22 protein-coding genes are annotated in these 19,668 nt (G+C 71.2%); 5 read left to right on the top strand and 17 right to left on the bottom strand.

The genetic code is table 11. The features are described 5' to 3' along the window. Positions 1 to 16: 16 nt before the first annotated feature. The 4 genes from AC1DY2_RS03275 to AC1DY2_RS03260 form a co-directional block, all read right to left on the bottom strand. Entirely contained in the window at positions 17 to 1,483 is a 1,467-nt protein-coding gene (locus AC1DY2_RS03275; RefSeq protein WP_476761105.1) for a DUF2252 domain-containing protein, read from the bottom strand. After that, a complete protein-coding gene (locus AC1DY2_RS03270) occupies positions 1,480 to 3,117 on the bottom strand; it encodes an MFS transporter (RefSeq protein ID WP_476761104.1) in 1,638 nt (545 codons plus the stop codon). Before AC1DY2_RS03270 ends, AC1DY2_RS03275 begins: the two co-directional genes overlap by 4 nt. A gap of 101 nt (positions 3,118 to 3,218) precedes the next feature. Then, the gene (locus AC1DY2_RS03265; protein ID WP_476761103.1) at positions 3,219 to 3,785 is read right to left on the bottom strand and encodes a dihydrofolate reductase family protein; all 567 of its coding nucleotides are present in this window, start codon (positions 3,783 to 3,785) and stop codon (positions 3,219 to 3,221) included. Between the two features lie 15 nt (positions 3,786 to 3,800). Continuing rightward, positions 3,801 to 5,087 carry a serine hydrolase domain-containing protein gene (locus tag AC1DY2_RS03260; RefSeq protein WP_476761102.1) on the bottom strand — a complete coding sequence of 429 codons (1,287 nt, stop codon included), beginning with the start codon at positions 5,085 to 5,087 and terminating at the stop codon, positions 3,801 to 3,803. A 194-nt stretch (positions 5,088 to 5,281) separates the two neighbouring features. Between AC1DY2_RS03260 and AC1DY2_RS03255 the strand changes: the two genes are divergently transcribed. Together AC1DY2_RS03255 and AC1DY2_RS03250 are read left to right on the top strand one after the other, a co-directional pair. Continuing rightward, positions 5,282 to 5,689, top strand: coding sequence for a DUF4383 domain-containing protein (locus AC1DY2_RS03255; RefSeq protein ID WP_476761101.1), 408 nt, complete (start codon positions 5,282 to 5,284; stop codon positions 5,687 to 5,689). Positions 5,690 to 5,700: 11 nt separating this feature from the next. Beyond that, positions 5,701 to 6,276 (top strand): hypothetical protein, encoded by a 576-nt coding sequence (locus tag AC1DY2_RS03250; protein WP_476761100.1) that lies wholly within the window; start codon positions 5,701 to 5,703, stop codon positions 6,274 to 6,276. Positions 6,277 to 6,457: 181 nt separating this feature from the next. Here the strand turns inward: AC1DY2_RS03250 and AC1DY2_RS03245 are convergent, their stop codons facing one another. Continuing rightward, positions 6,458 to 7,804 (bottom strand): ATP-dependent DNA helicase, encoded by a 1,347-nt coding sequence (locus AC1DY2_RS03245; protein ID WP_476761099.1) that lies wholly within the window; start codon positions 7,802 to 7,804, stop codon positions 6,458 to 6,460. 187 nt (positions 7,805 to 7,991) lie between these two features. On the opposite strand from AC1DY2_RS03245, the gene AC1DY2_RS03240 reads away from it, so the two are divergent. Beyond that, positions 7,992 to 9,038 carry a hypothetical protein gene (locus AC1DY2_RS03240; protein WP_476761098.1) on the top strand — a complete coding sequence of 349 codons (1,047 nt, stop codon included), beginning with the start codon at positions 7,992 to 7,994 and terminating at the stop codon, positions 9,036 to 9,038. A 35-nt stretch (positions 9,039 to 9,073) separates the two neighbouring features. Here the strand turns inward: AC1DY2_RS03240 and AC1DY2_RS03235 are convergent, their stop codons facing one another. From AC1DY2_RS03235 to rpmB, 5 genes are all read right to left on the bottom strand, one after another. Then, positions 9,074 to 11,050 carry a bifunctional copper resistance protein CopD/cytochrome c oxidase assembly protein gene (locus tag AC1DY2_RS03235; protein ID WP_476761097.1) on the bottom strand — a complete coding sequence of 659 codons (1,977 nt, stop codon included), beginning with the start codon at positions 11,048 to 11,050 and terminating at the stop codon, positions 9,074 to 9,076. 142 nt (positions 11,051 to 11,192) lie between these two features. Then, the gene (locus AC1DY2_RS03230; RefSeq protein WP_309975872.1) at positions 11,193 to 11,480 is read right to left on the bottom strand and encodes an HU family DNA-binding protein; all 288 of its coding nucleotides are present in this window, start codon (positions 11,478 to 11,480) and stop codon (positions 11,193 to 11,195) included. A gap of 305 nt (positions 11,481 to 11,785) precedes the next feature. Beyond that, complete coding sequence (rpsN, locus tag AC1DY2_RS03225) at positions 11,786 to 12,091, bottom strand: 30S ribosomal protein S14 (RefSeq protein ID WP_159601729.1); 306 nt, start codon at positions 12,089 to 12,091, stop codon at positions 11,786 to 11,788. A gap of 3 nt (positions 12,092 to 12,094) precedes the next feature. Next, a complete protein-coding gene (gene rpmG / locus AC1DY2_RS03220) occupies positions 12,095 to 12,262 on the bottom strand; it encodes a 50S ribosomal protein L33 (RefSeq protein WP_021760158.1) in 168 nt (55 codons plus the stop codon). Beyond that, positions 12,262 to 12,498 (bottom strand): 50S ribosomal protein L28, encoded by a 237-nt coding sequence (gene rpmB, locus AC1DY2_RS03215; RefSeq protein WP_056727420.1) that lies wholly within the window; start codon positions 12,496 to 12,498, stop codon positions 12,262 to 12,264. The genes rpmG and rpmB overlap by 1 nt, the downstream gene beginning before the upstream one ends. 281 nt (positions 12,499 to 12,779) lie before the next feature. Between rpmB and AC1DY2_RS03210 the strand changes: the two genes are divergently transcribed. Next, on the top strand, positions 12,780 to 13,172 hold the full coding sequence (locus AC1DY2_RS03210) for an MmcQ/YjbR family DNA-binding protein (RefSeq protein ID WP_476761096.1): 393 nt from the start codon (positions 12,780 to 12,782) through the stop codon (positions 13,170 to 13,172). Here AC1DY2_RS03210 and AC1DY2_RS03205 read toward each other — a convergent pair. Genes AC1DY2_RS03205 through AC1DY2_RS03180 form a run of 6 tightly spaced genes read right to left on the bottom strand, consistent with a single transcriptional unit; the run spans position 13,169 to position 17,952 of the window. Beyond that, complete coding sequence (locus tag AC1DY2_RS03205; protein WP_476761095.1) at positions 13,169 to 13,849, bottom strand: hypothetical protein; 681 nt, start codon at positions 13,847 to 13,849, stop codon at positions 13,169 to 13,171. The two genes, AC1DY2_RS03210 and AC1DY2_RS03205, sit on opposite strands and share 4 nt — an antisense overlap. Before the next feature lie 2 nt (positions 13,850 to 13,851). Continuing rightward, on the bottom strand, positions 13,852 to 14,277 hold the full coding sequence (locus AC1DY2_RS03200) for a Fur family transcriptional regulator (RefSeq protein WP_476761094.1): 426 nt from the start codon (positions 14,275 to 14,277) through the stop codon (positions 13,852 to 13,854). Then, on the bottom strand, positions 14,274 to 15,116 hold the full coding sequence (locus AC1DY2_RS03195; RefSeq protein WP_476761093.1) for a metal ABC transporter permease: 843 nt from the start codon (positions 15,114 to 15,116) through the stop codon (positions 14,274 to 14,276). The genes AC1DY2_RS03200 and AC1DY2_RS03195 overlap by 4 nt, the downstream gene beginning before the upstream one ends. After that, positions 15,116 to 16,042 (bottom strand): metal ABC transporter permease, encoded by a 927-nt coding sequence (locus tag AC1DY2_RS03190; RefSeq protein ID WP_476761092.1) that lies wholly within the window; start codon positions 16,040 to 16,042, stop codon positions 15,116 to 15,118. Before AC1DY2_RS03190 ends, AC1DY2_RS03195 begins: the two co-directional genes overlap by 1 nt. A 58-nt stretch (positions 16,043 to 16,100) precedes the next feature. Continuing rightward, positions 16,101 to 16,868 carry a metal ABC transporter ATP-binding protein gene (locus AC1DY2_RS03185; RefSeq protein ID WP_476761091.1) on the bottom strand — a complete coding sequence of 256 codons (768 nt, stop codon included), beginning with the start codon at positions 16,866 to 16,868 and terminating at the stop codon, positions 16,101 to 16,103. A 4-nt stretch (positions 16,869 to 16,872) separates the two neighbouring features. After that, positions 16,873 to 17,952 carry a metal ABC transporter substrate-binding protein gene (locus AC1DY2_RS03180; RefSeq protein ID WP_476761090.1) on the bottom strand — a complete coding sequence of 360 codons (1,080 nt, stop codon included), beginning with the start codon at positions 17,950 to 17,952 and terminating at the stop codon, positions 16,873 to 16,875. Positions 17,953 to 18,100: 148 nt separating this feature from the next. Here AC1DY2_RS03180 and AC1DY2_RS03175 point away from each other — a divergent pair, with 148 nt between their 5' ends. Next, positions 18,101 to 18,586 (top strand): GNAT family N-acetyltransferase, encoded by a 486-nt coding sequence (locus AC1DY2_RS03175; protein WP_476761089.1) that lies wholly within the window; start codon positions 18,101 to 18,103, stop codon positions 18,584 to 18,586. A gap of 6 nt (positions 18,587 to 18,592) precedes the next feature. Here AC1DY2_RS03175 and AC1DY2_RS03170 read toward each other — a convergent pair. After that, positions 18,593 to 19,668, bottom strand: a 1,076-nt coding sequence (locus AC1DY2_RS03170; protein WP_476761088.1) for a dihydrolipoamide acetyltransferase family protein, incomplete at its 5' end; no start/stop codon positions are given.

The following is a 19,668-nucleotide window of genomic DNA, read 5'->3' as shown; positions in this document are numbered from 1 at the left end:
CCGGCGCACCGCCTCGCTAGACCGTGGCCGCCGCCTGGAGCCGCCCCGACGCGACCGCGGCCGCGAACGCCGCGTAGTCACGCTCGTTCTGGTCGCCGTAGTCACGGGCGAACTCCGCGACGGCCCGGTCGAACCGGTCGGTGTTCCCGAGGTAGGAGGCGATCGCGACCCGGTCGCCGGCACGCGCGTGCGCCCGGGCCAGCGTCTCGCCGCACACCCGCGCGTACACCCTGGCCCCCGACGGCACGAGTGACTCCACGTCGGCCGCGCCCTTCCAGTCGTGGAGCTGCCGGATGTAGAAGTCGCGGTCGACGCCGTCGAACCCGGCCTGGCGGTGCCAGCCGAGGAAGATGTCACTCGCCGCCTGCATCAGCCGCTGGCCGCGCACGACGCGTTCGCCGTGGTTCCCGTAGGCACTGGGCTGCAGGAACCGCTCGAGCACCGATGCCTCGGCCTGCTTGGCCTGCAGGAGCAGCGGGTCCTGGTCGTCGCGTCCGCGAAGGAGCACGATCCACGCCCGCGTGCCCACGCTGCCGACGCCGACCACCTTGCGGGCCAGGTGCACGTAGGAGAACTCGCGCATCGGATGGTGCTCGAGCTGCAGGGTGGTCTGGTAGGACGCCAGCACCTCCCGCATCCAGTCCTCCTCCTGCTCCCTCGTGCGCCCGATCGGGTCGAGCTGCTCGATCGGCACGATGAGCGGCGGATCGGCCTTGATCCGCAGTTGCCCGTCGATGACCTCCGTGAGCTTGGACACGGCGCGCATGCTGTCCTTCGTGCGGGCCTTCGCGAGCGCGGCATCCGCGTTCTTCACCTGCTTGGAACCGAGCTGCTTGCTCTGCCGTTCCTCCGCGAGGAACGCCAGGAAGCGCTCGGTGTCGAGCTGGTCGTACCAGGCGTCGAGCACCCGCGACCCGGCGGCCTGCAGCATCCGCTCGCGATACCCGCGCACCGCCGTGAGGTTGATCTCGTGGCGCTCCTCATCGGTGTAGCCGTTGTTGCGCCCGGCGACCTCGAAGCTCGCCGCGAGGCGCTTCACGTCCCACTCCCACGGGCCGGGCAGCGTCTCGTCGAAGTCGTTCATGTCGAAGACCATGCGGCGCTCGGGCGTGCCGAACACGCCGAAGTTCGACAGGTGCGCGTCGCCGCAGATCTGCGTCGTGATGCCCGAGACCGGGGTGCCGGCGAGGTCGGATGCCATGAGCAGCGCGGCACCTCGGTAGAAGGTGAACGGCGACACGAGCATGCGCGCGTGCCGGATCGGCACCAACTCGGGCACCCGCGTCGTCGCCTGCTCCTCGATGAGCGCGATCGGGTCACCCCGGTCGGGCGCCGGCGCCCAGCCCGCGTGCGACGACCGCGGCGAGCGCCGCCGCGCCTCCTTGCCGTACTCGGCCCTGGCCGCGAAGTCGGTCGGCGGCGGGGGGGCGAGGTCCTCCACCCCTCGTCCGCCGTTCGTCGCCGTCGTCTCGTCGATGCTCATGTCACGACCTCCGCTCCCTCGTCCGATCCAGGGCTTTCACTGCGCGGCCGGCCGGCGACGTCGGTCGGGATCCCGCGTGAGAAGAACAGCGACAACAGTGCGATCACGATCAGGGCCACGAGCGAGACGCGCAGCGACTCGATCTGCGAGTTCGCGTAGACGCGCTCGAGCTCGGCCGCCTCGGCGTCGTCGAGGCCGGCTTCACGGGCGATGTCGGGCACGGATGCCGCGGGCACGATGTCCACGCCGCCCTGGGTGGCCTCCGCCACCACGACCTGGGTGTCCTGCGGCAGGTCGCTCGTCGCGACGCCGGAGGCGAACGACGTCGCGAGCGTGCCGATGAGCACCGAGCCGATGAGTGCGGTGCCCAGCGAGGAGCCGAGGTTCTGGAACACGCCCTGCAGGCCGCCGACCTCGCTGGACTGCTCCTCGCCGACGCTCGACATGTTCACGTTGCCGATCTGGGAGGCGAGAAGGCCGAGCGCGGCGCCGGCGACGAACATACCGAGCCCGAACGCCGGGCTCTTGAGCTCGATGTCGACCGCGCCGAGCAGCACGAACGACGCGAGCACGAGGAGCAGCTGTCCGACCCGGATGATGCGACGCGGCGACCACACGAGGGCGAGGCGGGTGCCGAGGATGGAGAAGAGGATGAGCGAGATCGACAGCGGGAAGATCCGGATGCCGGTCTGCAGTGCGTCGAGGCCGAGCGTCATCTGCAGGTACACGGGCATCATGAAGAAGAGCCCTGCCGTCATCGCGTACTGGGCGAGGAGCACGGTGAGGCCGCTCCGCAGGCGGAGGATCCGGAACAGGGTGATGTCGACGAGCGGTGCCCGGCCGGCTGCCGCCAGTTGCCGCTGGCGACTGACGAACCACCACAGCAGCGCGGCGCCGGCGAGCATGAACCAGGTCGTGGGCGAGATGCCGAGCGGTGCGAACTCGACGCCGGCAACGACGGGCGGATGCTGTGGGATGATCCAGCCCCACGTCTTGCTCTGCAGCATCCCGTACACGATGAGCACCAGGCCGGCGGCCGAGAGCACCACGCTGAGCAGGTCGATGCGCGACGGCCGGGCTCCGGTGGGGTCGGCGATCCTCCGTGCGAACAGCACGACCACCGCCATGATGACGACCTCGCCGACGAACACGTAGCGCCAGCTGAGGTACGTCGTCATGTAGCCGCCGATCAGCGGGCCTGCGGCGACCGCGGCACCCGACGCGGCGCCGATGATCGCGTACGCCGCCGCCCTCGCCCGCCCGACGTAGTTGTCGGCGATGAGTGCGGCGATGGCCGGGATGACGAGCACGGCGCCGAGACCCTCGACGATCGACCACCCGAGGAAGAGCACGACGACGTTGGGGCTGAGCGCGGTGGTGAGCGAGCCGACGGCGTACACGATCGAGCCGATGACGAACGCCCGACGTCGGCCCCAGATGTCGCCGAGCTTCGCGCCGAGCAGCATGAACGCCGCCATCGTCAGCGTGTAGAAGGTGATGGCGGCCTGCATCGCGTCGACCGTGGTGTCGAGATCCTCCACGACCGTGGAGATCGACACGTTCATGACCGTGCCGTCGAGCACCATCACGAACTGCGCGCTCGCGAGGATCGCGATGACCGGCCAGTTCTTCACTCGGACCTCGATCCCGCCCGACCCCAGGCGATCTGCGGATGCGGCGAGGCACTGCTCACCTCTGCCGATCGTCCCACCGATCGGCGTCGCGGCATAGAGCGCTATCGAACGCCGAGCACCCCGTATCGGAGGTACACGACGCCGGTCGCGAACCGCCGTTCGTCACGGAGTTCCAGGTCGAGCCGGATGCCGCGGGGCAGCAGCGCCGTGCCCCCGCCGACGGCGACCGGGTGCATGAACAGGTGGACCTCGTCGACGAGGCCGGCCCGGAACGCGTGCTCCGCTAGGTGCGGGCCGGAGACGGAGAGGTCGCGCTCGGCCTCCTGCTTCATGCGGCGCACCGCGTCGGCGTCGAACGCCCGCTCGAGTCGCGTTCGAGGGGTCGTGACCTCGGTGAGCGTCGAGGAGTACACGACCTTGTCGGTGTCCTGCCAGATCGCCGCGTACTCCCGCTCGGGGCCGGGAAGCTCGTGCTCGGTGTCGGCGTCCTGCCAGAACCGCATCACCTCGTACATGCGACGGCCGTACAGGTAGGTTCCGATGGGTCGTTCGAGCTCGTTGACGAAGGAGTGCAGCTCGGGGTCCGGCCTGCCCCAGCTGAAGTCGCCCTGCTCATCGGCGATGTACCCGTCGAGCGACGTGATGCCCGCGCAGATCAGTGCACCCATGCGGCGCCTCCTTCGTCAGGCCTTCGGGCAGATGCCGAGCGCCTGCATGTTGGCCGTGGCCTGGTCGACCGACCACGGCAGCTCGGTGAGCGGCCGCTTGCGCCCCTCCGCGGCATCCGCCTTCGACGCGATGGAGGCCAGGGCGAACGCGGTCTCGCGCACGAAATCAGGCCCGGGCGTCGAGTTGTTGAGGGCGACCACGACGGTGAGGCCGTTGTCGGGATCGGTGAACGCCGCGGTCAGCGCACCCGGCACCTCGCCGGCCGTGCCGCGCATCGGCCCGTACTGCAGCCCGCCGATCCCTGCGGACTGCCAGGCGGGCGCGTTGCCGCCGAGCGGGATGGTGGTCCACTGCTGCTTCTCGGCCTTCTCACTGAGGAGCGCCCCCGTGGCGAACGCCTCGCTCAGGGTGCGCGTGTCCTCGAGGGTCGAGATCGCGCCGGCCGCCGCGCCCCCCATCGAGCTCGACTGGGTCGAGTCGTCCACCAGCACGGCGCAGTCGGGGCCGCCGGTCGGCGCGATGGCCGCCGAGTAGGCCCCGAGCACCCCGGCGTGCTCGGTGACCGACGCCTGYGGCATGCGGGTCTGCTCGAGGTCGAGCGGGTCGTAGACGTACTGCGCGGCGAGGTCGGCCCACGATCGCCCGCTCGCCCGCTCGAGTGCGAAGGCGAGCAGCAGGATGCCGGTGCGCGATTCCCGCACCTGCTCGCCGGGCGGGCCGACGCGGGTGAGGGCGAGGCCGTTGGAGAGGAGCTCGTTCGGAGGCCAGATCCGCTCAGGGTTCGAGATGAAGGTGCTCCGCAGCACGGGATAGTAGTCGGCGAGGCCCGACGTGTCCCGGCAGAGCTGCTCGAGCGTGATGCCGTCGAGCGAGGGGATCCAGTCGACGTACTGGTTCACTTCGTCGTCGAGCTGCACGGTGCCCGCATCGACGAGGCGCAGGAGCACGGTGCAGGTGACCTCGGTGGTGACGGTGGCGAGCCGGAAACTGTCGTCGACCCTCGCCGCCGCGGCCTTCTCGCCGAAGCCGACGGTGCCGGATGCCCCGGTCCACTCCCCCGCCCACGGCGCCCACACTCCGGCGATGCCGCCGCTCGACCCGCTGAGTGCCACGGCCTGGTCGAGCACGGCGTCGAGCCGCTCGGCCAAGTCGTCGGCGAGGGGGGCGTCGACCGGGTCGAACTTGGCGACGGGGCTGACGCTGGCGCCGAAGCATCCGCTCAGGCCGAACGCGAGCACCACCGCGGTGGCGACGGCGGGGAATCCCCGTCGACGCCGGGATGGTCCCTGTCGTTCACCCACGCAAGCCCCCCTTGCTGTGTCAGACCTGATTGTAACCCGCACGGGAAGCGCGGCCTCGGTGCCCGCGCGGCAGGATCTGCGGCCATGATCATGGCGCACGGGGCATCCGCCGACGCCGGCCACCAATCCGCGAATGGTGCGGCAGCGAACCACCCGTGCACCCCGACCACCGGGGTCACGAAGGAGGCACACCCATGCGCAACTCGCCCAACCGCATCGTCGCGACCGTGTTCGGCGCCGTCTACGTGTTCGTCGGACTGCTCGGCTTCGCCGTCACCGGCGGCGTCGGTTTCATCGCCACGGAGGGCGGGCTGCTGCTCGGCATCTTCCAGGTGAACCCGCTGCACAACGTCGCGCACCTGCTCATCGGGGCCGCCCTGCTCGTCGCCGGCTTCGTCGGGGTCACCGCCGCGAAGGCCGTGAACTCGATCGTGGGCGGCGCCTACCTGCTGCTCGGCATCGTCGGGTTCTTCCTGGCCGGCACCTCGGCCAACATCCTGGCGCTCAACACCGCCGACCACTTCCTGCACCTCGCGAGCGCGATCGTGCTGCTCGGCGTCGGGCTCGGAGCCGAGCGCTCCGCACGCGTGGCCGTGGCCTAGGGAGCCGGGCCATGACCGCACTGGCGACGATGGCGCGAACGTGGCCGATGCTGGCGGCGTTCGGCGCCGGCCTCGTGCTGCTCGCCCTCTCCGCCGGTGCAGGGGGAGCAGCGGGAGGCGTCCTCGCGGCCGTCGGCGTCGCCGCCCTCGCGTGGGGCGTCCTCTCGCTGCACCGCGGTCGGCCCGTTCTTCCCGGTGCCGCCCTCGGGGTCGGCGTCGCGCTGCTCGTGGGTGCCGCCGTGCTCGTCGGCACCGGCCTCGCCGGGACGGCCGGCGTCGCGGCCGGTCCCCTGCTCGCGGCATCCGTCTTCGCCGCGGTCGTCGCCGGCAACGCCGCGCTGGTCCTGCGCCGCCGGGCTCGGGCCATGGGCCCGGGTGCCGCGGTGAACGGGGCACCGGATGCCGCCGGCCGCCCGGCGATCGACGGCCGCCGGTCACTCGTGGGACTCGTGGCGGGGGCGCTGCTCGTCGCCGGGCTGGCGACCCCGGCGCTCGCGGCGACCGAGGCGGGACGCCTCGCGGTGCCGCACGGCGAGCACGGCGGTGCGGGCTCGTCGTCGACGCCCGACCCGGCACACCACCATTGACGGTTTCACCCGACGGCCCACCGACGGCCCACTGACCGCGGCCGGGAGTGCGTGGCGATGACGCTCCCGGTCGCACCCAGGGGCGGCGTGGGAGCAGGATCCCGCGTCGCCCCGCCCCTCGTCGGCCGGCCTCCGCTCAGCCGGCCTGTGCGCAGCCGGCCCTTGCTCGGCCGGCCCCTGCTCAGCCGGCCGCTCCTCCTGCCGCGTCCGCCGCGTCCGTGGCGCCGACATCCGCCCCGATCTCGCGGAGGGCGCCGGCCATGAAACGCTCGACGTCACGGTCGACGATGATGTCGCTCGGGCGCAGCGGACGGCTGAGGTAGAGCCCGTCGAGCGCCGTGAGCCGGCTCAGCGCGACGTAGGTCTGGCCGGGGCTGAACGCCCGCGGGCCGAGGTCGACGATCGCCGTCTCGTAGCTCGCGCCCTGCGACTTGTGGATGGTGACCGCCCACGCCAGTCGGAGCGGGTACTGGGTGAACTCCGCCACGATCTCGCGGTGCAGCTTCTTGGCCGTCGCGTCCCATGAGTAGCGGAACTTCTCCCACGTGACCGGCTCGACCTCGTGCTCCTCGCCGTCGATCTCGACCCGCACCTCGCGCTGCAGCGACGTGACGGTGCCGATCGTGCCGTTCACCCAGCGCGGGCCGTCGCCGCGCAGCGCCGTGTCATTGCGCAGGAACATCACCTGCGCGCCGAGCTTCAGCTCGAGCCGCTCGTCGGCGGGGAACGTGCGCCCGCCGAAGTCGCCGTTCACCTCGGCCTCGTTCGCGATCGACTGGCCGGGCAGCCGATGCAGCTGCGAGTGGTTGATGCGGTTCACGGTGCCGTTCGTGGTCGCCAGGGTGATCGCCCCATGCTCGGGCAACGGCCGGCGGGCGCCGACGTCGTTGAGCACGCCGGCGATCTCGGCGGTGACGGCGCCGTGCCGCACGGCGTTGAGCATGACCTTGAACTCGTCGTCGTGCTGGCGATGCACCTCGCCCAGCTCGTAGATGCGCAGGTCGGCCTCGTTCCACACCTTCGCGTCGAAGAACCACATCGACCGGTAGGTGTCGGCGAAGTAGCGCCGCTCGTCGCCGCTTCCCGGCACCGGCGCGAGCTGGTAGGGGTCGCCGAAGAGCACCACCTGCGCGCCGCCGAACGGCTCGAACGGCCGCTGCCTGGCCTGGCGCAGCGACCGGTCCATCGCGTCCATGAGGTCGGCGTTGACCATGGAGACCTCGTCGATGACCAGGGTGTCCATGGCGTTGAGGATCTTGCGCACCGCGTCGTTCTGGTCGATGTCGTGGTCGGCGATGACCCCGATCGGCAGGCGGAACAGGGAGTGGATCGTCTGCCCGCCCACGTTGAGCGCGGCGACCCCGGTGGGCGCGCAGATCACGATCTGCTTGGCCGTGTGCCAGTTCAGGTGGTTCAGCAGGGTCGACTTGCCGGTGCCCGCGCGCCCGGTGACGAACACGTGCTCGCGGGTGCCCTCGATGGCCTGGAACACCGCGGCCTGTTCGCGGGTGAGGGTGACGTTCTGCACTGGTTGCCTTCGGCGAGCGGATGCCGCGCGCGGCTCTCGCGGCGACGACGCCCGAGCGGGCGCGCTCCCACTGTAACCGCGCGGCGGGCGGCCGCGGCCGTGCCTGCCCGAACGGTCCCATGCGCACCGTCCTCGGCCCCGGCGGTGGAGGACGGGTCGCGCGGCCGGCCCCACATAGACTGTGCGGGTGGGGAGCTCGGTCGTGCGCGAGGGTCGCTTGTCCGTCGCGGCCGTCGCGGGGTGGCTCGGCCTCGCCGTGCTCGTCGTCGGGGCGTTCCTCGCCGCGCTCGGCGCCCTCAACCAGACCATCTACGGCGCGTCCAGCTTCGTCGAGCGCTACCTCGAGGCCATCGCCGACGACGACATCGCCGCGGCATCCACGACACCCGGCGTCGCACTCGACGCCGACGAGCTCGCGGCGCTCGGCCTGCCCGCGAACGTCTCCACCGCGATGTTCCGTTCCGGCGTGGTCGAGGCCGGGCCCGAGGATGTGCGCATCCTCAGCGACGTCGCGGGCGACGACGGCACGCACTCGGTCACGGCGAGCTACCGCCTCGACCTGGCGATCGTGGAGACGACATTCGACGTCCGCCCCATCGAGCCGCTCTACGGGGTGCTCAACCGCTGGGAGTTCGCGGTCAGCCCGCTGGCCGTCATCGACGTCACGGCGGCGCACAACCCGCTCTTCACCGTCGGCACGCTGACGCTCGACACGCGCGCCAACAAGACGGGTGACGAGCTCACCGCGTTCACGCAGACCGCGCCCTACCTCGCCATCGCCCCCGCGGTCTACGAGTTCGGCTACACCTCGACGCTCCTCGAGGCGGTGCCCGCGCCGCTCACCGTCGAGCCGTCCAGCCGGCCGGCCGTCACCGTCGACTCCGAGCCCACCGAGACGTTCGTGCAGCGCGTGCAGGTGAAGGTCGACGACTACCTGCAGCAGTGCACGACCCAGGCGGTGCTCCAGCCGGCCGGATGCCCCTTCGGCGTCGAGATCGACGACCGCGTCATCGGCGACCCCGTGTGGACCATCGTCACCAGTCCGCAGGTCACGCTCACCGCCGGCGAGACCGCGTTCGAGATGCCGCCCACCGAGGGCGTCGCCCACATCTCCGTCGAGGTGCAGTCGCTCTTCGACGGAGACATCTCGCAGTTCGAGGAGGACGAGCCGTTCCTCCTCGCCCTCAGCGCGACGATCCGGCCCGACGGCAGCATCGCGATCCAGCTGAAGTGACGATGAGCGGATGCCGCGGCATCCGCTCGCCCGGGTCAGCTGCGGTTCGCGTCCTGCCGGGCGATGGCCGCGAGCCGCGCGTTGTACGCCTCGAGCTCGGCGTCGCCAGTGCGATCGGCGTGCCGGTCGCTCCGGCGGGACTCCTTCTCGTCGCTGCGCGACCACTGCACCGCGACGGTGATCGCGAGCGCCACGGTCGGGATCTCCCCCACCGACCATGCGATCCCGCCGCCCATCTGCTGGTCGGCGAGTGCATCGGTGCCCCAGCCCATGGCGCCGTACCAGTCGGCGAGCAGCAGGCCCGTGCCCGACATGATCGCGAGGCCGAAGAACGCGTGGAAGGCCATCGTGCCGAGCAGCAGGACCAGGCGGAACGGGTAGGGCAGGCGGTAGGGCACCGGGTCGATGCCGATGAGCGACTGCACGAAGAGGTAGCCGGTGATGAGGAAGTGCCCGACCATCCACTCGTGGCCGATGTGATCGACCATCGACCACCGGAACAGCGGCGAGTAGTAGAAGACCCAGAGCGACCCGGCGAAGAGCGCGGCCGCGACGAGCGGGTTGGCGATGATCGACGCGAACTTCGAGTGCACCGCGAGCAGGATCCACTCGCGGCCGCCGCGCGAGCCGTCCTTCCTCGGGCGGATCGCCCGTGCCGCGAGCGTGACAGGTGCGCCCGGCACGAGCAGTACGGGAACCGCCATGGTCAGCGCCATGTGCGCGCCCATGTGCGCCGAGAAGAGGTACTCCTCGTAGACGCTCACGCCGCCGCTCGTGATGTAGGCGAGCAGCAGCAGGCCGCACACCCACAGCACCGCCCGGTAGATCGGCCAGTGGTCGCCGCGCTTGCGGAGCCGCCACACGCCGGCGAGGTAGAAGAAGATGCCGAACCCGCACGCGAGCACCCAGATCAGGTCGGGGCTCCACTCGGTGAAGTACCGCGTCCACTCGGGCCACGGCGGCAGCGGCTGGCCGGTGAGGATCTCGGCCGGCGTGCGGGCGAGCGAGCCGGCCGCATCCTCTGACACCGGTGTCGCCGTGCGGGCGAGCGCCGCGGCGACACCCGACGCGAGCCCCATGAACGCCAGCTCGACGACGACGAGCAGCCAGAAGTCGCGCGCGGGCGAGGCGCCGGGCCGCGACATCCGGCCGATGAGGAAGCGGCGCTGCACCGCGCCGAACAGGCCGAGGGCGATGAGCGCGGCGACCTTGACCAGCACGAGCACGCCGTAGGGGGTGCCGAGCTCGTCCCACGTGCCGATGCGGAGCGCGGCGCCGGTGTAGCCCGAGACGGCCACCACGATGAAGCAGATGAGCGCCACCGTCGAGTACCGGGCGAGCACGACCGGCAGCCGGTCGGCGTCGAGGCGGTTCCGCAGCAGCACGATCGTGAGCAGGCCGCCGACCCACGCGGCGACGAACGCGAGGTGCAGTCCGAGGGCCGCGATCGCGGCGTTGTGACCCGCGGCGCCGGCGGCGTGCCCCTGCTGCGCCATCGGCACGAGCGCGGTCACCGCGAGCACCGTGACGAAGATCAGCGCCGTGTGGTTGCGCACGGCGAAGCACAGCACCGTGACCGCCGCCGCGACGAGCGTGGTGGTCAGCCACGCCTCGCCGAGCTCGATCGACGTGACGAACTGCCCGAGCTTCTGCCCGAACKCCTCGCCCAGATCGAGGGGCTCCCCGGTCACCACGAGGAACGTGAACAGGCCGGTCGCAGCGCTGGCGACGGTGAGCACGGCAGCGGATGCCGCGGCCACATCGAGCGCGAGGTCGAACTCGAGCCGCTTCGGGCTGAGCGCCCACACCGCCATCACGAGCGCACCGATCATGCCCGCGGCGCCGAGGTTCACGAAGAGCTTGGCGACCGGGAGTCCGAAGCGGGCGATCGGACCTGGATCCTGGATGGGGTACGGCGCGGCGCCGCCGCCGTACGCGAGGCCCGCGAACGTCGCGAGGAGCGCGACGAGGATGAGCACGGCGGGGCCGAGCACGCGGACGGAGCGGGGCACCGAACCAGCCTAGACGCCGCTTCCCGTGTGCCCGCCCGGAGCGTGCGCCCGCGGCATCCCGGCGCCCGCGGCATCCGCTCGCATCGGAACCACGAAGGGGCATGCGGCGCTCGGCCGCATGCCCCTTCGGGAGTCTCGGATGCTACTTGGCGGCAGCCTTGAGCTTCGAGCCCGCCGAGATCTTGACCGAGTGGCCGGCCGGGATGTCGATGGTCGCGCCCGTCTGCGGGTTGCGGCCGGTGCGAGCGGCACGCGAGGTGCGCTCGACGGCGAGCCAACCCGGGATGGAGACCTTCGTGTCCGAACCGACGGACTCGGCGAGCGCGTCGAAGAGACCGCCGAGCACGGCGTCGACGGTGGCCTGGCTCTGCCCGGTCGACGCAGCGATCTTCGCGACGAGCTCGGTCTTGTTCAGCGACTTGTCAGCCATTGAATGTCCTCCTCGGACTTCCGCTGTTTCGGTACAGCTATCTGTGAATTCTCGGGAACGATCGTTCAACCGCCCCCGTGGCCGATCGGGCCGCCTCGAATGTAGCAGAGATCCCCGGAATGACGCGGATTTCGAGCCCATTGGGGCACCTTCGGCCCGGCGTGTCGCCGAGCGGATGCCGCGGGCGGCCCCTTGCGCGGTGCAGGCGCGGACGCGGCATCCGTCGCCGGGGACGACGAGAGGGGCGCCCCGGAAACCCGGGACGCCCCTCTCGGTGAAGCGGTGGAGCGGTGAGGCTCGGTGGCCTACCAGCTCGACTTGGTGATGCCGGGCATCTCGCCACGGTGGGCCATGTCACGGAAGCGGACGCGCGAGACGCCGAACTTCGTGAGCACGCCACGGGGGCGGCCGTCGATGGCGTCACGCGAACGGACGCGAACCGGCGACGCGTTGCGGGGCAGCTTCTGCAGGCCCACGCGAGCGGCCTCGCGGCTCTCGTCGGTGCCGTTCTCGTCGACGAGCGCCTTCTTCAGTTCGAGGCGCTTCGCCGCGTAGCGGTCGACGATCACCTTGCGCTGCTCGTTGCGCGCGATCTTGCTCTTCTTCGCCATGTCTTAGCGCTCCTCTCGGAAGTCGACGTGCTTGCGCACCACGGGGTCGTACTTCTTGAGCACGAGACGGTCGGGGTTGTTGCGACGGTTCTTGCGGGTCACGTAGGTGTACCCGGTGCCGGCCGTCGAACGGAGCTTGATGATGGGACGGATGTCCTGCTGCTTCGCCATTAGAGCTTCACCCCACGAGCCTGGATGTCCTTGATGACGGCCTCGATGCCACGAGCGTCGATCACCTTGATGCCCTTGGCGGACACGTTCAGGGTGACATTACGACGAAGCGAGGGCACGTAGTACGTCTTCTTCTGCACGTTCGGGTCGAAGCGGCGCTTCGTCCGGCGGTGCGAGTGCGAGATGTTGTGTCCGAAGCCGGGAACGGCTCCGGTCACCTGGCACACTGCTGCCATTGGTCTTTCCTCCAATACCGAGGGGCGGATGCCCCTCCCAAGGTCTCTTGTCTGCTGACGTTCCCCACGCCAAGTTCCGCGATTTCTCGCGGTTCTCGTGGTGGGAATGTCGCGGTCTGGGCAGTGGAAGTGCCCAGCCAAACGTCGAGTCTACCAGACGGCCTGATCGCGGGCCGAATCGAGCGGATGCCGCGTGCGCGGCCTGCTCGCGGCCGCGTTGGTCGACCGCGCCACCGGTCGCGGGGCTGCGCCGCGGCATCCGGAGGCGTAGCCTGACGCGCATGGCGACGTGGGACGACGTGCGCGAGCTCGCGCTGGGCCTGCCCGAGGCGAGCGAGCACGTCTCGCGCGGGAACCTCGAGTGGAAGGTGCGCGGCAAGGCATTCGTGCTCGAGCGCCCGCTGCGGCGCGCCGACCTCGTCGCGCTCGGCATCGACCAACAGGCCGGCCCCGTGCTCGCGGCGAAGACCGAGGACGAGGCGGTGAAGCTCGCGCTCGTCGCGGAGGATCCGACCGTGTTCTTCACCACGCCGCACTTCGACGGCTACGCCACGGTGTTGGTGCACCTCGACCGCATCCTGCGGCGCCGGCTCTCGGAACTCGTCGCCGAGGCCTGGGCGGCCGCCGCGCCCGAGAAGCTCGTGCGCGAGTACCTGCGCGACAACGTCGACTAGGCGCCCCGGTCGAGCACCGGACCGAGCACCCGCTCGCGCCGGTGGAGCGGGCGGCGCGACAGCACGGCGGCGGTGAAGAAGCAGAGCGCACCCAGCAGTGTGCCGAGGTTCGCCCAGAACAGGCTCACGAAGTCGTCGGTTACGGGCGAGACGTAGGCGCCGACCGCCGACACCGCGAAGGCGATCGAGCCGAGCATGTTGAGCCACGTGCCGTGCCAGGTGCGGGCCTTCCGGTCCCAGAGGAGCAGTCGGTGCCGGGTGGCGACCACGGCGAGCCCGCTCGACACGAGGAAGGCGATCGATCCGAAGGCGTCGGGGCGCCACCCCGCGCCGATCACGTCGGGCCTGGCGATGGCGGCGGCGAGCGCGACACCAGTGCTGACGTTGAAGCAGAGGGTGCCGACGAACTGGATCGCCGCCGACCACCAGWCGGCTCGGTCGGCGAGATTGGTGTGCCGGCGCGGCGGGCGGCGGCCGCTGAGGCTGAGCTGGATGAATCCGGCCGCCGTGAAGAGGATCGAGCCCACGAAGAAGGTGACGGCGACCCCGACCGCTCCGACCCACTCGGCGTAGAACGGCAGCGCCCCCGCGATGAAGCACAGCGAACCGATCGCGAAGCCCCAGGCCTCCCGACGCAGCCGCAGGGGTTCGCGATCGGCGGTGGAGGCTGCGCTCACGGTCAGCCCCGGTCCGCCGCGCCCGCGCCGGCGCCGCCGCCGAGCAGCACGGTGCAGTTCGCGCACAGCCCGAACACGTCGACCACGTGGGCCGCGCCGGTGAACCCGTGCTCGGCCGCCACCCGCTTCGCCCAGGTCTCGACCTCGTCGGCCGCGATCTCGACGGTGAGGCCGCAGTTGCGGCAGATCAGGTGGTGATGGTGGCCGGTCGTGCTGCAGGCCCGGTAGAGGGCCTCGCCCTCGGGCGACTGCAGCGAGTCGGCCTCGCCGTTCGACGCGAGGTCGCCGAGCGCCCGGTACACCGTGGCGAGCCCGATCGGCGAGCCGTTGGCGTGCAGCGAGGAGTGCAGCGCCTGCGCGCTGATGAACCCCTCGGTCTCGTCGAGGGCCTCGCGAACGGCTTCGCGTTGCCAGGTGTTGCGCTTCATGCGATGCGTGCGTCCTCTGCGGTCTCCACGGGTATGGCGACCCGGTTCCACGGTAGTGCGCGCAGCTTGGAGATGCCCAGCGCGAGCACGAAGAAGGCGGTGGCGACGATCACGATGCTGGGCCCGGCCGCCACCACGAACGCGCGCGACAGGAGCACGCCGATGACTCCGGATGCCGCACCGATGAGCGGTGCCGTCCAGAGGATGCCGCGGTACGTCGGCACCACGAGCCGCGCCGCAGCCGCCGGGGCGGCGATGAGCGCGATCGCCAGGATCGCCCCGACCGCGGGCAGGGCGCTCACCACGGTCGCGGCGGTCAGGCCGAGCACGAGCAGTTCGATGGGCCACTCGCGATAGCCGGCGGCGCGGAACCCCGACGGATCGAACGTCGAGAACGCGATCTCCTTGCCGAAGGCCACCACCGCGAGCACCGAGATGAGGGCCACGGATGCCGCGAGCGCGACATCCGCGTCGGTCACCGTCAGGATCGACCCGACGAGCAGCGACTCGGCGCGCACCGGGAGTCCGGGGATCACGGCCTGCAGGATCGCGCCCGCCGCGAACCCTCCCGTCAGCACGATGCCCGCGGCGACCTGCGCGCCCTGGCGCCGCACGCGGGCGATGACGGACATCACGGCCACGAGCACGACGGATGCCGCGGCCGCACCGAGCGGCACGCTCACCCCGAGCGCGGCGGCCGCCACCGCCCCGGGGTAGGTGCCGTGGGTCAGGGCCTGTGCGAAGAACGTGCGACGGCGCAGCACGACGAGGGAACCGACGAAGCCCGCACCGGCGCCGATGACCACGGCGGCCACGAGCGCCCGCTCGAAGTAGCCCATCAGCGCCACTCCCCCGCCGGGGAGGACACGCCCGTCGCAGGCTCGATCGGCGCGCCCGTCACGGCCTGACGGCGCTTGCCCGCCTGATCGGCCACCCAGCGCCAGACGAGCACGACGGCGTAGGCGCCGACGAAGACCGCGACGATCGTGCTGCCGGCCGGCAGGTCCACGCCGCCGCCGACGGAGGCGGCGAATCCCACGGCGAGGCCGAGCCATGCGCAGACCGCGCCGAACACGGCGGCCGCCGGGAAGAGCAGCCAGAGCCGCCGCGTCATCAGCCGGGCGGCAGCACCGGGGACGATCAGCAGCGCCAGCACGAGGAGCGTGCCCACCGTGCTCGCGGCGGCCACCACGACGAGTGCCACGGCGCCGTTGAGCAGCAGGTCGAGGCGCAGGGCGGAGTCGCCCGAGGCGAGGCTGCCACGCGCGTCGAACGCACGGAACAGCTGCTGCTTCATGGTGAGCGCGACGGCGAGCAGGGCGACGGCGCAGACACCCACGAGCGGCAGCACCTCGCCGGGCGGGATCGTGAGCACTCGCCCGAAGAGCAGCGCCTCGAGCTCGCCGGCGTAGTCGTCGCTCCGCGAGACGACGATGACGCCGACGCTGAAGGCGGCGGTCARCACGATCGCGATCGCGGCATCCGAGGTCACCCCGGCCCGGTCGAGGAGCGTGAGCACCACCGCCGCGGCGAGTGCCGCGATCGCCGCGCCGGGGAGGAGCCCGGCGGTGCCCGCCACCGCCAGGCCGATCGCAAGCCCCGGAAACACGGCGTGCGTCAGCCCGTCGCTGATGAACTCGAGACCACGGAGGTTGACGAGCACACCGACGATGCCCGCGACGACAGCGAGCACGAGCATGACGAGCAGCGCCCGCGCCATGAACGGCACCGTGAAGGCCGTGAACAGCGCCTCGCCGAGGCTCACGCGGCCCCACTCCCCCACCGTGCGCGCACGTTGGCGCGTGCATATGCCGAACGCGGCATCAGTGGCCCTCGTGGCCGGGCACGACCAGCGTGTGCTCGTCGATCTCGACCTCGACGCCCTCGAAGCACTCCTGCACGTTGCCGAGCGTGAGCACGTCGTCGACGGGGCCGAAGGCGAGCTGCGTGCCGTTGACCAGCACCACGCGATCGCAGACGACGCGGGCCAGCTCGAGGTCGTGCGTCGACACGAGGATCGCCACGCCCTGGGCCTTCAGCGTGCGGATGGTGGCGATGAGCGCGTCGCGGTTGGGCTGGTCGAGACCGTTGAACGGCTCGTCGAGCAGCAGGAGCCGCGGCTGGGCCGCCAGCGCCCGGGCGAGCAGGCCGCGCTGCCGCTGGCCGCCCGACAACTCGCCGAACGGACGCTTCGCGAGCTCGCCCAGTCCGACGGCGTCGAGGGCGGCCTTCACCGCGCCCCGATCGGCACGACCGGGCCACCTGAACAACCCGAGCCGTCGATACCGGCCCTGCATCACGACCTGCTCGAGGCTGATCGGGAAGTCGGGGTCGAGCTCGGTGGACTGCGGCAGGAAGCCGATCATTCCGTTCCGGGCATGTTCGCCCGAGCCGGCGATCTGCATGCTCCCCGCGGTGAGCGGAACCAGCCCGAGCACGCCGTTCAGCAGCGTCGACTTGCCCGCGCCGTTCGGACCGATCAGGGCGACCGCGTCGCCGGCGGCGACGTCGAGCTCGAGCCCCGACACCCCCGAGCCGCCCGGATGGGTGAAGGCGGCACCCCTCAGGCGCAGCACGGGCGACTCGGTCATGGGGTCATCCTCGCAGCAGTGCCGGAAGGGGGGAAGGTGTGACGCCCCACGACTCGAGGATGCGGGTCGCGTTGTGCACCTGGCTGCCGAGGTACGTCTCACCGGCCGACCCCGCGACACCGAGCGAGTCGCCGTAGAGCGCGTCGTCACCGGAGTAGACCGTCACGCCGGCCTCGCGGGCGATGGTGGCCGCGGCCTTCGGCGAGATCGACGCCTCGGAGAACACGGCCTGCACCCCAGTCGCACGGATCTTCTCGACGAGCGCGTCGATCTCGGCCGCGCTGGGCTCGGCGTTGTCGTCGAAGCTCGGGATGACGCTGCCGACGAACGTGAGCCCGTACGCGTCGATGAAGTACGTGAAGGCGTCGTGGTTCGTGACGAGCAGCCGCTCGGCGGGCGGCACCGTGTCGACGTTCTCACGGATCCAGGCGTCGAGCGCGTCGAGCTTCGCGACGTAGGCCTGCTCATTCGCCTCGACCGCTGCCGCGTCGATGCCGGGCACGTCGGCCAAGCCCGCGGCGATGGTCTCCACCATGTGCACGGCGAGCGCCGGATCGGTCCAGATGTGCGGGTTCCCGGCGCCGTGGTCGTGTCCTTCATGAGCGGATGCCTCGTCGGCATGCTCATCGCCGTGCTCGTCGCTCGTGTGCTCGTCAGTGGCATCCGTGGCGTGATCGTGCTCATCGGTGCCGAACAGCTCGATGCCGGTGCTGGCGTCGATGAGCACGCCGTCGAACCCCGAGGCGCTCACCGCGTCGTCGAGCCAGCTCTCGAGTCCGGCGCCGTTCACCACGAGGGCATCTGCCTCGCTCAGCGCGAGCAGCTGGGCGGCGGACGGGTCGAAGCTGTGCGCGCTCTGCGCCGGCGCCAGCAGCTGCGTCACCTCGATGTCGTCTCCGACGAGCTCGCGCGTGAAGTCCCCCACCTGCGTCGTCGTCGCCACGATCGACGGCCCACCGCTGCCCTCGTCGGATGCCGCGGGGCTGGCGCACGACGAGAGCGCGAGCGCACCCGCGGATGCCATGGCGACCGTCGCGAGCGCCGTGCGCAGGCCGTGGCGAGCGCCGAATCGTCGGGAGGTCATGGATGCGAGACTATCCGCTATTGATAATGATTGTCAAAACCATGTAGGCACGCCATCGGCCGCCCTCCCGTGAACTCCTCGTGACGATCAATCGAGCGCCTGTGGACGGATGCGACGGGTGTCACACCGACGTGCGAGCATGAAGCACGTGGATACGACGACGGCCCCGCTCACGTTGCATCCCTTCACCGTCGGCGATGCCGAGCGACTCCTCTCCGGCGAGGTCGATCCGCACGACGGTTGGGAGGGGGGTTACGCCTTCACCGAGGAGCCTGAGCTCCTCCGCGAATACGTTCGCGCCGTGCGCGAGACCGGCGACCCGGCCCCATTCGGGCCGCACCTCGTGCGACGCTCGAACGACGGCGCGACCATCGGCGGCGTGAACGTGTTCGGGCCGCCGGCCGCCGACGGCTCGGTCGAGTTCGCCTTCGGGCTCGTCCCGGCGGTGCGCGGGCAGGGGCTGGCGATCCACGCGGTGATCGCCGTGGTCGAACTCGTGCGCACGACGGGCGCTCGAGCGGCCCGCGCCGAGTGCGAGATCGCGAACCTTCCGGCGCGACGCGTGCTCGAGAACGCCGGGCTCGTCGAAGCGGGTCGCAGCGACGACTCGATCATCTACGAGATCCGGTTCTGACCGGCCTCACTCGAGCAGGAGCGCGGGCTCCTCGATGATCGAGGCGACGTCGGCCAGGAAGCGGCTCGCCACGTCGCCGTCGACGACGCGGTGGTCGAAGGACGCCCCGATCGTGGTCACGAACCTCGGCCGCACCTCACCGTCGACCACCCACGGCTTCTGCTTGATGGTGCCGAGCGCCACGATCGCGACCTCGCCGGGATTCAGGATCGGCGTGCCGGTGTCCATGCCGAACACGCCGATGTTCGTGATCGTGATGGTGCCGCCCTGCATCTCGGCCGGCTGCGTCCTGCCCTCGCGCGCCGTGAGCGTCAACTGCTCGAGGGCGGTCGCGAGCTCCACCATCGTCATCGCCTGGGCGTTCTTGACGTTCGGCACGAGCAGGCCGCGGGGCGTGGCCGCGGCGACGCCGAGGTTCACGAAGTGCTTGACGATGATCTCCTCGTCGGTCCACTGCGCATTGACCGACGGGTTCCGACGTACAGCCCAGATCATGGCCTTCGCCATGATCAAGAGCGGCGACACGCGCACGCCGGCATAGTCGGGCGACGCCTTCAGCCGCTTGATGTACTCCATCGTGCGGCTGGCGTCGACGTCGACGAAGACCGAGACATGCGGCGCGGAGTATGCACTCTGCACCATCGCGGCGGCGATCGCCTTGCGAACGCCCTTCACGGGGATGCGGGTCTCGCGGTCGGCGGGAGCCTCGGGCGTCTGGATGTTGCGGAACACGCTGGCCTGGCTGGCCTCGCGGATGACGTCGTCGCGAGTGACGTCGCCGATCGGTCCGGTCGGCATGACCCGGGAGAGGTCGACCCCGAGGTCCTTCGCCAGCTTGCGGATTGGCGGCTTCGCGATGACGGGCATGCCCGAGTCGGGTCGCGACGGAGTCCCCGCCGCGGCAGCGCCCACGCCCGCGCCGATCGCCGGTGCCGACACGGGCTGCACCGACGGTGCCGGCGGCGCCGAGAGGTGCTCGTGCGCGCCGCCGGGGGAGGGATGCCGGGTGCGACGCGTCGCGTGCGGGCCCGACGAACCGTGTCCGACGAGCACCGCGCCGCCGCCCTCCGACGGGGCGGGCG

It is taken from the genome of Agromyces sp. P1_H4, from assembly GCF_056405255.1.
The sequence above is the reverse complement of the archived record's forward strand: the minus strand, read 5'-3'. Positions and strand labels throughout refer to the sequence as shown.